The sequence below is a fragment of the Mesorhizobium sp. SARCC-RB16n genome, assembly GCF_008520305.1.
GTDB lineage: Bacteria > Pseudomonadota > Alphaproteobacteria > Rhizobiales > Rhizobiaceae > Mesorhizobium.
Genome location: NZ_ML703254.1, coordinates 86,211 through 99,278, shown reverse-complemented (window position 1 = coordinate 99,278; position 13,068 = coordinate 86,211). Strand labels below are relative to the sequence as shown.

The following is a 13,068-nucleotide window of genomic DNA, read 5'->3' as shown; positions in this document are numbered from 1 at the left end:
TGGCGCCGCCTTGCGGTGTTGGATGAGTTCTCTGCGGGTTCCCAGCCACTTTAGCCCCCGTGTGCAGGGGAGTTTACCGCCAAGTCCGCCAACATCTTGCCCGGGCTTGCCCATTCCGGAAGACTTTTTTGAATGCGAGCGAAAGTTGCCAGAGCCTGTCCGACCACCTGATCCATGTTGTAGTAGCGGTATGTCGCCAGGCGGCCGACGAACCACACGTCCGGACAGGTTGCGGAGAGTGCTTCATAGCGCTTGTAAAGCGCTTCGTTTTCGGCTCGCGGCACCGGGTAGTACGGATCCCCGATATCAGTAGGATATTCGTAGGTCAGGCTGGTCCGCGAGTTCTGCTGGCCGGTGAGATGTTTGTATTCCGTGATGCGAGTGTAATCCTGCGTCTGCGGATAATTGACGACGGCGACCGGCTGAAACTGCTCGCAGTCGAGTGTAACGTGCTCGAAACGCAGCGAGCGATAGGGAAGGTGCCCGAGCTGCCACCCGAAATATTCATCGATTGGGCCGGTATAGATCATGCGCCTGAACGGAATCTTCTCACGAATTTCTCGGAAATCGGTCTGCAGCATGATCTTGATGTTCGGATGATCGAGCATGCGTTCGAACATCCTTGTGTATCCGCCGGCCGGCATTTTCTGGAAGCTGTCGCTGAAATAGCGGTCGTCGCGGTTGGTCCTGGTCGGCACTCGTGCTGTCACCGATTTGCTCAATTGGCTGGGATCGACGCCCCATTGCTTCCTTGTGTAGCCACGGAAAAATTTCTCATAGAGCTCACGTCCGACGGTGCTGACAACGACGTCCTCGGCCGTGCGAACGTCCTCCACAGTCTCGCGTCGCGACGCGAAGAAATCCTCCAGCTGTGCCGAGGTCAGGTCCATCCCGTAAAGGCGGTTGATCGTGTCGAGATTGATCGGGATGGGAACCAGTTTCCCGTCCACCGCCGCCAACACCCTGTGCTCGTATGACCGCCACTCGGTGAATTGCGACAGATAGTCCACGATCGCTTGGCTGTTGGTGTGAAAGATATGCGGACCGTAGCGGTGGATGAGGATGCCGGCTTCGTTGTAACAATCGTACGCGTTGCCGCCGACATGGCCGCGGCGATCGACCAGCAGAACGCTCTCGTGACGCTGCGAGCCTATTCTTTCGGCAAGCACGCTGCCGGCAAAACCCGCTCCCACCACCAGCCAATCGAACATGGTTATGCGCTCCTGCGAAGAGGGACGACCTTCTTGCGCTCATGGGCGCGCTCGATGTGAGCCGCCATGGCATTCCATGTTCGCTCCCAGGACATGTTCGCAAGATAGGCGTCGACTTCTTGCTGGAGCATCTGACGCGGTCGCGAAAGAGCCGAGCGGAGCTTGGTTTCCAGATCGTCGCTGTCCGCGATTTCCACCAGCCCAGCAGCGCCGTAGCTGCGCACCACATCGACGATCGCCGTCGAGATCACCGGCAGGCCCGCTGCCAGGAACTCCGGCGTCTTGGTAGGGCTGATGAACCGGGTCGCTTCATTGAGTGCGAACGGCATCCAGCCCGCATCCCAATGGCGCAGGTAGTCGGGCAGATCGCGGTAGGCTTTCCCGCCCAGCCAGTGAAGATTTTCGGCCTGGGGCAGGTCTGCAGGGTCGATCTTGATCACCGGGCCGAGCATCACGAAATGCAGGTCCGGCATGGTCTCCGCCGCTTGAGCCACAAGATCGACATCCAGCCGTTCGTCGATGACGCCGAAATATCCTATCCTCGGGTGAGGAATTCCGGCCTGATCGGCTGGGTCTTTGCCCGGCTTTCTTGCCTTGTGAAAGTGGTTCACATCGATGCTGCTCGGGAAGGGAAAGATCGCATGATGCAGATGACGTTTGTTCTCGAACAGGCTTAGGCCGCCTGTGAAAACGAGATCGGCGCGGCGCAGAAGCGCCCTTTCCATCTGGCCGAGTTCGGGCGGCGCGTTCTTGAACGCGGAGAGCTCGTCCATGCAATCATAGACACATATGTCGGGCTCAAGGTACTCAGTGAAGCGAAGAGCCATCGGCGTGTAATACCAAGCAATAAGCCGGGTGTGCGGCATAGAAGCGATTGTCTGCTGGACAAATCTCCGCTGCACGGCATCTGCTTTGGCGGCCGACGTGCCGAGCGGGAGCACTGGTGTCACAATCAGAATGTTTGGCGAGGCCTCGCTCTTCCGCATCAGCGGCTGTGGAAGTTCTTCGAAAAGGGGTTCTTCAAAGTAGACAACTCTCTGCTTCACGGACGCCAGTGTGAGGATATGCTGCGGGCGCTGATGAACAAAATTCCATCTTAAATGGGAGAAGCAAACCAGAAGATTTTGCCTGCCAGTATTTTTACTGGCGGTTGCCCTGCTCAAGGCTGCTTCCATTGAGATATTCCTTTTTATAGACGGTCGTTTGTGTTGCGACTAACATTTGTTAATCGTGGATGAGGGGAAACTACACTTCGGTTTCAGCTCCTAACTTTCGTGCAGGTGAGTTGTTCCAAGGTGAAACAAAGAGCTTCCGTCGCTGCTTGGATGGACGGACGCAAGCGATGGCGCGCGGGCACAATGGTGCCGCGGGTGTCTGGTCATCGGACGCCTTCCCGATCAGGGTTTGCTGGTGGACAACCGCCTTCGCCGTATTTGTGTTGAACTCGCTGGCTATAAGCTGTCCAGGACATCAACTTGATTCGCCTGCATCACTGATCGATCCGAGGGCAAGGGCAAATCCCGGGACTGACATGAAGATCGAATTCGATACGAACGTGTTTCCGCTGTTTCATCCGCAGATCGTGGATGACCTCAAGGACCCATGCCCCGTCTTCGATGGAAGGCTGTGGCATGTCTTCGGTTCAAGCGGGACGGTAACGACCGAGACGTGGAGGATCCTGCACGCGACGGCACCCGACCTTTATGGGCCTTGGACCGAGCACGAAGCGATCGAGCTTCCTATCAACGGGACGGGGGTCGCGGCTCCGGGCGTCATCCACGAAAGTGGCGTCTTCCACATGTTCATCCAGACCGAGTTCATGAAATCCGGTGGCCGTTGCGAGCATGCGGTTTCCAACGACGGCTTCCATTGGGTGGTTCTCACCCCGGCCATTCTCGCCATCCCCGACACCGAGGAGGATGGCATCTACGATCCGCACCCCGCGGTCATCGGCGGCAAGCGCTATCTCGCTTACTCTGCCATGCCAAAATTCAACAGGGTGCCACAGCCCGACATCTATCTCGCACGCAGCCAGTCCGACTCGTGGTTCGGTCCGTGGAAGCGGATAGGCAAGATCCTCGATCATGCTGATGTTCCTCATCACAATACGAGAGAGGATCCCGACTATGAATGGGGCATAGAGGGTGCGCAGCTCGTCGAGTTACCAGATGGCCGCGTACTTCTGAACGCCACTTGCTTTCTCCCAAACGGCCTTCGTGGGAACCGTCAGCGCGTGTTTTTCGCCATCGCGGACGACGTCGCTGGACCTTACGTGTCGATCGGCCCGGTGCTCGAACCAGGCCAACCCGGAGAGAATGGCCATTCGACTGTCATGATAGAAGGCAGCCAACTTTCACTGTTCTACCAAAGCCGGGTTGCCGCGACCGATCATCGGTGGCGCTACGGCTTGGCCAGATGTGACGTCGCTCTGTTTTCCAAGGTAGCATGATCCCCTGCCAATTTAGCGCCAACAGCGCTCAGCCGGCCAGGGCCTTCGCCGTGTTGCGTCCGTGAGCACGATGATGCGGGTCTAAATTAATCGGCTGCTCAGGCTGAATGCGCTCGGGCCGAGGCGGCCGGGTTCAAACTGTCAATCACCCATAAAACCTCGTTCCAAGCAGGGGCGGCCGAACTCGGCCGGTTCGCTTTGTGTCGCCTGTACTTGAACGCGGCTGCTCGCCGATCAGGACGGGCCCCGCCGAAGGAGCCTGGCGCAGATGCGGCAGGACGTCGAACGAATAGCAACCTTGCGATCGCACAGCTATCGATCACGTCCAAAAGGCGGGGCGAAGAGATGGCGATCGGCAGTTGTGCTGGAGAACTGGCTCGCCATTCAGGAACGGCGCCGCGGGACTCCTCGTGCGATGTCCCAGTCGAGTTCTCCCTCATTCCCCTGGATCGCAGAAAGCTCGTTGTCCATGGAACATCACTGGTCCCTCGAAGTTGGAAGGCCACGGAGGAACGTGCCATGAACAGTGTCATCTACCTTATCGGCCTCGTCGTTGTCGTGCTCGCGGTCCTCTCCTTCCTCGGTTTTCACTAGGTGACCCATGCAACGTAATGACGGCCAGGGCCGTAAACCCGCTGATTTCGACAAGGCGACAAGTGATGTTTCCGATAGACTTGGCCGGGAAAAAGAGCGAGCGAGCGAGTTGCTTCACGATGCTCGCGACGAACTGACCCGCAGGGCTGGCGGTTACGCGACAGAAGCCACGCAGGTCATGTCCGACAAGGCGGAGGAGGCGCAGCGCGATATCGGATCGAGCTTGGCGGCGTTGGGCGGGGCGCTGCGCGCGGCCAGCGATCATCTGGCCAACCATGATGAAAGGACAGCATCGAAATTTGCCTTGGACGCCGCTGGTGGCCTGGAGCGGCTTTCCTCTTCATTGAAACAAAAACCGTTCGGCCAGGTGCTAGAGGATGTGCAGTCCTTTGGCCGGCAAAACCCCGGTGTCCTGCTTGCCGGCTCCGTATTGGCCGGATTGGCGCTTGGACGGTTCATCAAAGCCTCCCCTCCGATAAGCCCCGAAGCATCTCGGAATGCCTCGGGAGAAGCCAACTCGCAGACCGTTCGATCCGCTGATGGGTCGACGGACGGGTCCCGAGGATATGACCGCACCGATGACGATCTGGCCACGCAGCATGCGGAGCAAGACAGATGAACACTCAGGACAATCCCAGCCTCGCGACCCTGGTGACCGACTTGGCCCAAAACGTCACTACGCTCGTGCAAACTGAAGCCAGGCTTCTGCGGGCGGAGCTTTCAGAAAAGCTTGCCAAGACGGGAGCTGGCGCCGCCGAGGTGCTGGGCGGAGCAATCTGCCTGCTGGCGGCTCTGATCGTGCTGCTCCAAGCCCTGGTCATCGCATTAACTCGGGCAGGGCTGGGCGCCGGGTGGTCCTCCCTGCTGGTCGGCGTGGTGGTGGCAATTGTTGGCGTCATCCTGCTTCGCACCGGGACGGCGAGCATGGCGCCTTCCGAACTTACTCCCGACCGGACGCAGGAACAGCTCAGGCGCGACGCGAATGTGATCAAGGAACAAGTGAGATGACCGAGAAATCCGCAGCCGAACTTGAACGCGAGGCGGAGGCCGCGCGCGCCAGGGTGGTGGAAACCGCCGAATCCATTCGAGGCAAGATGACACCGGGACAATTGCTGGACGAATTCACCGGCATCTTCTCCGGAGGAGAGAGTTCGGCCATGCTCAACAATCTGAGAACGCAGGTCAGGGACAATCCTCTGCCCGTGACCATGGTGGGCGCCGGTCTGGCGTGGCTGATGCTGGGCAGTGGTCCGTCGAACGGCAGCCGCGGCCCCGCCGGTTACGCCGCGCCTACTCGGCCCGTTGGGCGTGACGAGGCGGAGGGCAGGGGCTTGAGCGGCACGATCTCCGACGCTGCTGGATCGGTCTCGTCAGCCGCAAGCAGCGTTGGAAGCGCCCTATCGAGCGCGGCAAAGGGCGCCGCAGAAGGACTGACGAGCAATGCCGCTGGTGCAGGATCGACGGCTAGCGACATGGCTGCGAAAGCCAGCCGCTCGGCACAGGAGTTATTGAATGATCAGCCTTTGGCCGTTGCAGCAGTCGGTCTCGCCATCGGCGCCGCGATCGGTGCGATGCTGCCCCACACCGCAATGGAGGATGAGCAACTGGGTGCCTATGGCGAGAAGCTTCGCAACACGTCGGAGACCATGCTCGAGCAAGGCCTCGACCAGGCCAAGCAGGTTGCCGCAGAAGCCTACGACACGATCAAGCAGGAAGCCGGGCGACAAGACACAAGAACAGGAACCGTTGCCGACCAAATTGGTGACATGGTCAAGTCCGCGGCCGACACGACGGAGCAGTCCGTACGTGAACGGTTTTCGCCTCCTTCAGAGCGAAAATCGTAGGTGTCTGGGCCCCACCCGCAGCCATCGGCGCGAGCGGAACGTCGGCGCAACCTTGCCACGGCTCAAGGCACGCGGACTAAGCTCAAGGCGGGAGCAGACGAACCATTTCGGTTGCAATCCAATCTACGCTGCCGCGGCAGAACGCTTGAACACGATGGTGACCCGGGTGCCCGCGTCAGCGCTGGAAGTCACGTCGAACTCAGCCTTGGCGTTCTCTGTCAGCGATTGCGCGATGAGCGCGCCGAGCTTGCCCTGCTTGGGCCAGCTCTCGCCTTCCGGCAACCCGATTCCGTCATCGGCGACGACGACGCGGCAGCCATCGCCGTTAACGACGCTGTGCAGGGTGATCGTGCCGCTGTCACGCCCGCGAAATGCATGTTTTAGCGCGTTGGTCAGCAGTTCGTTGACCACCAGGCCAGCAGGCATGGCAACGTTGACCGAAACCGGGTAGGTATCAACCTTCATGTCGAGGCGAATGCCCTCGACAGCATGCGAGGCCATTACGGCGGACGCGATCTGGCTGAGATACACGCCGAGATCGACTTCCTCCTTGTGCTCCTCGCCCGACAGCGTCTGATAAAGAATGGCCAGGGCGTCGACGCGGCCGGCCAGTCTTTCGAAGCGCTTGCGGTCCGGTTCGGTCGCATTGCGCGTTTCAAGGCGGATCAGGGCAGTGATCATCTGCAGATTGTTCTTCACCCGGTGCTGCAATTCCCGCAACAGCGTGTCCTTCTCGCGGACGCGCTCTTCGATCGAGCGCGCATCTTCGGTCTCGCCATGGGCCGAGACGTCGACCAATGCCACCAGCCGGAAGCACGCCTTGCCGTTGTCATTCTCGATGACGTTGGAATAGACGTCGACGATGGCAGGGCTGTCCTCGGCCCGCTCCAGCCGGAACGTACCGACGAAATCGGTCTCGTCGACCACCGCACCGGACAGCGCTCGGTCCTTCTGCTGGTGCAGGCCAATGCCGGAAAGTGCCGCCCAATGCTTCTGGGCGAGCATGGCCGCCTTCAGGCCGGACAGCTTCTCGAACTCCGGATTGGCATAGACGACACGTTCCTGTCCGCTGAGATCCGAGACGGCGATTGCAATCGGCACCTGGTCGAGGAACTTCTTGAACTGTTCGCTTTCCAGCGCGCTGGCAAGGTCCGGCGTTTCCAGCAGCTGCTCGACCGTTTCCGCCTTATCTGAATTCGATGTCATATGCTGCGTCCAGACGTTTTCTAGACTGCACCAATATCAGTGAAGCGATGCGCGAGCTATCGCCAAAGCGGCACTTTCAGCGGCATCAGGAGTAGGCCGGCACCAGCCTCGTCGCACGCAACGGCAGCGCCATGGTGAAATGCAGGCCGTCGCGAAGATAGTTCAGCTTGATGCTGGCGTTGCATTGGACGGCCACCACCTTCTCCAGCAGTGTCGTGCCGAAACCGCGCCGCGCGGGCGGCTCGACCTTGGGTCCGTCGCGTTCATTCCAATCGAGATTGACGACCTGGTCGTCGCCTGCCCTGCCCACCGACCAGCGCACCTCGAGCCGGCCGAGCGGGTGCGACAGTGCGCCGAACTTGGAAGAGTTGGAGGCAAGTTCATGGAACGCCATGCCGACCGGGATCGCGATGTCGGCGACCAGTGCGACCTCGGGACCTTCCACCACGATCCGAGGCGTGTCTGGTGTCTCGTAGTGACGAAGCTCCCGCTCCAGCAGTTTGTGCAATGAGGCTGTCTGCCAATAATCATCGGTCAGCATTGAGTGCGTGTCGGCCAGGGAGACGATCCGGGCCGAGAAGTCCTTCATGAAATCCTCGATGCTGCCGCTTGACCTGGCTGTTGCTCCCATCATTGCCCGCACATTGGCGAGTGTGTTCTTGACGCGGTGATGCAACTCGCGGATCAGAAGCTTCTGCCGGTCCGCGACCTCCTGCTTCTGTTCGATATAGGATTTGACCTCGAGCTGGCGCGCTCGGGCGCGCAGCGCCGAGCGTACGGAATTGGTCAGGCTCGACGCCAGCAATGGCCTCTCCAGCACGATGAGATAACGATCGAGAAAGGCCAGCCTCTTGTCGAAATCGGTTCCGCGCATCACCAAAAGCACGATCGGAAAATCCGACCATGCCGGCTGGCCTTCGAGCCACGCCGCAAGCCGGGTTCGATCCGCATTGATCAGCGCCTCCTCGGCAACCACCAGGCACTGGGCCTGATCCAGCAACGGCAAGGTGTCCTCGAGCGAGGTGCAGATGTGCGCCTCGATCTTGCTCGCCGCAAGAATCGAGGCGGCGATCCGGGCGTCGCGTCCGACCGGAGTCAGCACGAGCACCGAGGGCTCCGCTGGCATCACGATGGCTCGTCCCTGAGGAGATCGGACGGCTTGCCGTCGAAAAATGGCACGCCGGTCAGGATGCCGCGAAACTCGTCCAACGGCTCGCCTACAATAACGCCGGTGCCGCTGACCTTGAACTCGCGGATGGTATCCTCGTGCGGACCGACACGCTTCTTGACCACCGAGATGGCGCGGCGCAGGCGCCCGCCGCTTTCGAAGAACCGTAGCAGCATGATGGCATCGCACAAATACGTCATGTCCACAGGCGCGGCCATGTGGCCGATCAGTCCGTGATTGGCCAGAAGCAGGATGGTGACCACGCCCTTCTGGTTCAGATAGGTCAGGATCTCGTGCATCTGCAACAATAGATGCTGCTCCTCGGACAGGGCATTGAGGTAGCCGGTGAGGCTGTCGATGACGACGATCTTGACGCCGGATTGCTCCACCCCCGACTGGATGCGCGCCGACAATTCACCAGGCGAAAGCTCGGCCGGATCGATCTGCTCGAGAAGAAGCGAGCCGTTATCGAAATAATGCGCGAAGTCCATGCCCAGGCCAGCCGCCCTCGCGAGGAATATGCGCTTGGTTTCGTCGAACAAAAGCACCAGTACCCTCTCGTCACGGGTAAGTGCCGCATGGGCGTACATGCAGGCGATGCTCGATTTGCCGACGCCGGAAGGACCCATCAGCAATGTGCTTGTACCGCGATCGAGACCGCCACCGACCAGTGCGTCGAGGGAGCTCTCGCTCATCGCCGGCGTGCCGTGCTCGCCCAGGTCATGCTCGGCGGCGACAAGCCGCGGAAACACCACCACGCCGCCCGGCCGGATGGCGAAATCGTGGAAGCCGCCGCGGATCTGCACGCCGCGCATCTTGATAACACGCAGGCGGCGTCTTTCGCCGCCATAAGCCGGCGACAGCTGCTCCATCCGGATCACGCCATGGCTAATCGAATGCAAGTTGAGATCGTCATGCTCGGCGGTCAGGTCGTCGAGCAGCAGAACGGTGGCGTTGTTGAGCAGAAAGAAGCTTTTCAGCGCCAGCACCTGCCTGCGGTAGCGCAACGAACCTTGCGACAGCAGCCGGATCTCCGACAGCGAATCGAATACCACACGGTCCGGCTTGATGCGTTCGATCTCGGCAAGCGCCGCCTGCACGGTTTCGCCAAGCTCCAGGTCGGACGAATGCACCAGAGTCTGCAACTGAGAGGGGTCGAGGCTGAGCTCGGGCGGCACCAGCTCGAGGATCTCGATGCCGCTCAGATCCCAGCCATGGCGGCTGGCAACCGACAACAGTTCGCGCTTGCTCTCCGAGAGTGTGATGTAAAGGCACGTCTCGCCCTTGTGGGCGCCCTCGATCAGGAACTGCAGTCCGATCGTCGTCTTGCCGGATCCAGGCCTGCCCTCGACGAGATGCGAGCGGAACTTCGCATAGCCACCTCGCAGCACATAGTCGAGGCCTTCGACGCCGGAAGCAACTGGCGACGCATCGTCTTCTCTGTCCACGTTGTCCCTCGCGTTTCGTGAACACCGTAACGGGTGTGCGTTCCGATGGTTCCGCAGTCGGAAGCGCTCCGAGACAAACGTGCTCTTTGACCGCTCTTGTTAGGGCGCCGGGGCATGGCGCAGAACACCTAATATGAGCTCGTGGCAGACTCGACCGACTTGCGCAGGTCTCGTACCTCGTCTGAGCTCACCGCGCTTGCCTTGTTGCCCCAGGCGTTCCGGACGTAGGTAGCGACTGACGCGATCTGGCCATCCGAAAGTTTCCATCCGAATGACGGCATCGCCAGGGAGTTCGGACTTCCGGGCATGGACGCAGCGTGCCCGCCGTTGAGGATGATACGTAAAGCAGATAGCGGTTGATCGGACTGTACGATCGCGTCCGCTTTGAGCGACGGAAAGAGCCCTTTGACGCCGACGCCCCCCGACTGGTGGCAAGCAGAGCATTGGTCTTCATAGATCGCCTGTCCGGTGCGAACGACGTCCTGGTTTGGAGCCTCCGGGCTTTGCAGAGCGGTAGCCGGAAGTGACTTCAGGTAAGTCGCGATCGCCTGCAAATCTTCGTCGCTCATTTTGGATGTCGAATCTTTGATCACCTCGGCCATCGGTCCATAGGCCGTGGTGCGGTCATTACGGCCGGTCTTGAGAAATCGGGCTATGTCGTCTCTGTCCCACGATCCCAGGCCCGCACGCCGGTCACCTGCCAGGCTCGGCGCAAACCAATTCTGGATTTTCCCGCCCTGGTACATCTGGTCCGCCTTGGCTGAGCCGAACATGTTCTTGGGTGTGTGGCAGGCCCCGCAGTGACCGAGACCTTCCACCAGGTACGCGCCGCGGTTCCACTCGGCCGACTGCCGTTTGTCAGGTTGGAATTCACCAGGCGTGAAGAACAGTTCGTTCCATCCCGCCATGGAGATCCGATGGTTCAGCGGCCATGTAAACTCATTCGGGCGCGCCTTCGACCGGACCGGCTCGAGCGTACGCAGATAAGCGCGAATGTCATCGACGTCAGCGCGCGAAACCTTGGTGAACCAGGGATAGGGAAATGCCGGATAGAGACGGTGGCCGTCCGCGGCTAGACCCACGTGCATTGCGCGGTAGAATTGCTCCTCGGTCCACGCGCCGATGCCCGTCTCGGCGTCGGGGGTGATGTTGGCTGAGTAGATGGTACCGAAGGGCGTCTCGATAGGCCTGTCGCCGGCGAACGGCTTGCCGCCGTCGGCCGTGTGGCAGGCGACGCAATCGCCGGCTGCCGCCAGTAAGCGGCCGCGCTCCTGCCTGGCAAAGTCCCCGATCTGCGCGTGGGCGAATGAGCCGGAAAAAATCAACCACCCGCCAATCAAGGCGGTGCCTGCGATCATGGCTAGGAGCGTCTGCTTGCTCATGTCTGCACCAGAGGGCCTGTGTGCTTGAGATACTGGTTGCGGATCGCGTCCGCCGCCCAAAGCGCCAGTGCGCTCACTGTCCCGGTCGGATTGTATCCGCTGTTGTGCGGAAAGGCGCTGGCGCCGACCACGAACAGGTTAGGCACGTCCCAATGCTGCAGATATCGGTTCACCAGGCTTTGCTGGGGAGTCGCGCCCATGATGGCGCCACCTGTGTTGTGCGTCGACTGATACGGCTCAATGTCATAATGCGGCCCCCGTGGCGACTTCTTGATCTCGCGCGGTTTCATCGCCTTTGCTATGTCGACCATCTTGGCCATGGTGAAATCCTGCATCTTCAATTCGTTCTGCTTGAAGTCGTAGGTCATGCGCATCAGCGGTCGGCCGTAGACGTCCCGATAGCTTGGATCAAGGTCGAGGTGGTTTGCCGCGTTCGGCATCACCGCACCCATCAACGAAACCGACATGGAGGTCAGATAGTTACCGATGAAGGCCTTCTTCCATTTGGCGCCCCATTTTGGGGTGCCTTCCGGCAGGAGTTCGGTCTCGATCGGCCGCCCGGTGGTCACGTAGCCGGCAATGTAGCCGCCGTGGATGAAGCCTAGCCCGCTATGGTCGAAGTTATCGCCGTTCCAATCGTCGACGATCATGCCCAAAGCGCCAGCCCCGACAAAGGGATTGAGGATCTTGTCGCCAAGGAAAACGTCCACCGAAGGGGTGATCTGATAACAATAGTTCTTGCCGAGCGTTCCCCGCCCGGTACCTGGGTCGTAGATCGTCCCGATTCCGGAGGCCATCAACAGATGCACGTTGTGCGTGATGTAGGCGCACACGACCACAAGGTCGGCGGGCTGCTCGTACTCGTTGCCGTGCATGTCGACGTAGCTAACACCCGTGGCATGTTTGCGCGAGCCATCTAGATTGATGGCGGTGACCTCGCTTTCGGTGCGAAGACTAAAGTTTTTCTTCTGCATCAAGACGGGCAAGATCGTCGTCTGTGCGCTTGCCTTGGAATAGTTGCCGCAGCCGAACTTCTCACAGAACCCGCAATAGGTGCAGGGCGCCAAGCTGACACCGAGCGGGTTGGTATAGGCCTGTGACATGTTCGCCGAAGGGCATGGGAACGGATGCAGCCCCATCGACCCCGCCGCTTCTGCAAACAACGTCGGTCCATAGGTCTGCTTCATCGGCGGCGTGGGGTAGGCCTTGGAACGTCGCCCCTCGAAGGGGTTCCCGCCCGATTGCTTCTGTCCTTTCACGTTCCCGGCCTGACCGGCGATCCCGCACAGGTCCTCCCAGCGCGTATAGTATGGCTCGAGCTCGTCGTAGGTGACACCCCAATCCTGAAGCGTCATGTCCTGCGGGACCATGCCTTCGCCATAGCGGGCAATAGTTTGGCTGCGGATCTCGAAGTCGTAAGGCAGGAACCGCCAGGCCTGACCATTCCAGTGTAGGATCGACCCTCCGACCCCGGTTCCGGGTAAGAATGACCCTAGGCGCCGCATAGGGAGCGCCTTCTGGTCGGACGTATTGCGGAAGGTCAGCGTCTCCTGGGCGGTCTGCTCGAACAGATGACCATGGTAGCGATAGCGCAGCTCGTCCTGGATGAAGGTCGGGGCAAAATCCGTGCTGGTTTCCCGCCAACTGCCGCGTTCGATCGCAAGAACCTCCAGGCCAGCCTCGGTCAGTTCCTGTGCCATGATGGCGCCTGTCCAGCCGAATCCGACCAGCAAGACATCAACCGAAGGAAGCTTTTGAGCCACTGG

General features: G+C 60.3%; 11 protein-coding genes. 4 read left to right on the top strand and 7 right to left on the bottom strand.

The genetic code is table 11. The annotated features are described in order from the left end of the window. Positions 1–50 precede the first annotated feature (50 nt). Both glf and C7I87_RS02580 read right to left on the bottom strand, forming a co-directional pair. Positions 51–1,211 (bottom strand): UDP-galactopyranose mutase, encoded by a 1,161-nt coding sequence (gene glf, locus C7I87_RS02585; RefSeq protein ID WP_149902715.1) that lies wholly within the window; start codon positions 1,209–1,211, stop codon positions 51–53. A gap of 2 nt (positions 1,212–1,213) precedes the next feature. Then, on the bottom strand, positions 1,214–2,386 hold the full coding sequence (locus C7I87_RS02580; protein WP_149902714.1) for a glycosyltransferase: 1,173 nt from the start codon (positions 2,384–2,386) through the stop codon (positions 1,214–1,216). Between the two features lie 356 nt (positions 2,387–2,742). Between C7I87_RS02580 and C7I87_RS02575 the strand changes: the two genes are divergently transcribed. From C7I87_RS02575 to C7I87_RS02555, 4 genes are all read left to right on the top strand, one after another. After that, positions 2,743–3,660: a glycoside hydrolase family protein gene (locus C7I87_RS02575; protein WP_188393700.1), complete on the top strand. Its 918-nt coding sequence runs from the start codon at positions 2,743–2,745 to the stop codon at positions 3,658–3,660. 601 nt (positions 3,661–4,261) lie between these two features. Continuing rightward, positions 4,262–4,873: a hypothetical protein gene (locus tag C7I87_RS02565; RefSeq protein WP_149902712.1), complete on the top strand. Its 612-nt coding sequence runs from the start codon at positions 4,262–4,264 to the stop codon at positions 4,871–4,873. Beyond that, positions 4,870–5,262 (top strand): phage holin family protein, encoded by a 393-nt coding sequence (locus tag C7I87_RS02560; protein ID WP_149902711.1) that lies wholly within the window; start codon positions 4,870–4,872, stop codon positions 5,260–5,262. Before C7I87_RS02565 ends, C7I87_RS02560 begins: the two co-directional genes overlap by 4 nt. Next, positions 5,259–6,098 (top strand): DUF3618 domain-containing protein, encoded by an 840-nt coding sequence (locus C7I87_RS02555; RefSeq protein WP_149902710.1) that lies wholly within the window; start codon positions 5,259–5,261, stop codon positions 6,096–6,098. The genes C7I87_RS02560 and C7I87_RS02555 overlap by 4 nt, the downstream gene beginning before the upstream one ends. Before the next feature lie 123 nt (positions 6,099–6,221). On the opposite strand, the gene C7I87_RS02550 is transcribed toward C7I87_RS02555, so the two are convergent. The 5 genes from C7I87_RS02550 to C7I87_RS02530 form a co-directional block, all read right to left on the bottom strand. Continuing rightward, positions 6,222–7,304 (bottom strand): sensor histidine kinase, encoded by a 1,083-nt coding sequence (locus C7I87_RS02550; protein WP_149902709.1) that lies wholly within the window; start codon positions 7,302–7,304, stop codon positions 6,222–6,224. A gap of 85 nt (positions 7,305–7,389) precedes the next feature. Next, positions 7,390–8,430, bottom strand: a complete 1,041-nt coding sequence (locus tag C7I87_RS02545; protein WP_373424607.1) for a sensor histidine kinase — start codon at positions 8,428–8,430, stop codon at positions 7,390–7,392. After that, positions 8,430–9,920: an ATPase domain-containing protein gene (locus C7I87_RS02540; RefSeq protein ID WP_149902707.1), complete on the bottom strand. Its 1,491-nt coding sequence runs from the start codon at positions 9,918–9,920 to the stop codon at positions 8,430–8,432. The genes C7I87_RS02545 and C7I87_RS02540 overlap by 1 nt, the downstream gene beginning before the upstream one ends. A 128-nt stretch (positions 9,921–10,048) precedes the next feature. Next, complete coding sequence (locus C7I87_RS02535; RefSeq protein WP_188393699.1) at positions 10,049–11,302, bottom strand: c-type cytochrome; 1,254 nt, start codon at positions 11,300–11,302, stop codon at positions 10,049–10,051. Beyond that, positions 11,299–13,065, bottom strand: coding sequence for a GMC family oxidoreductase (locus C7I87_RS02530; protein WP_149902706.1), 1,767 nt, complete (start codon positions 13,063–13,065; stop codon positions 11,299–11,301). The genes C7I87_RS02535 and C7I87_RS02530 overlap by 4 nt, the downstream gene beginning before the upstream one ends. Between the last annotated feature and the right edge of the window lie 3 nt (positions 13,066–13,068).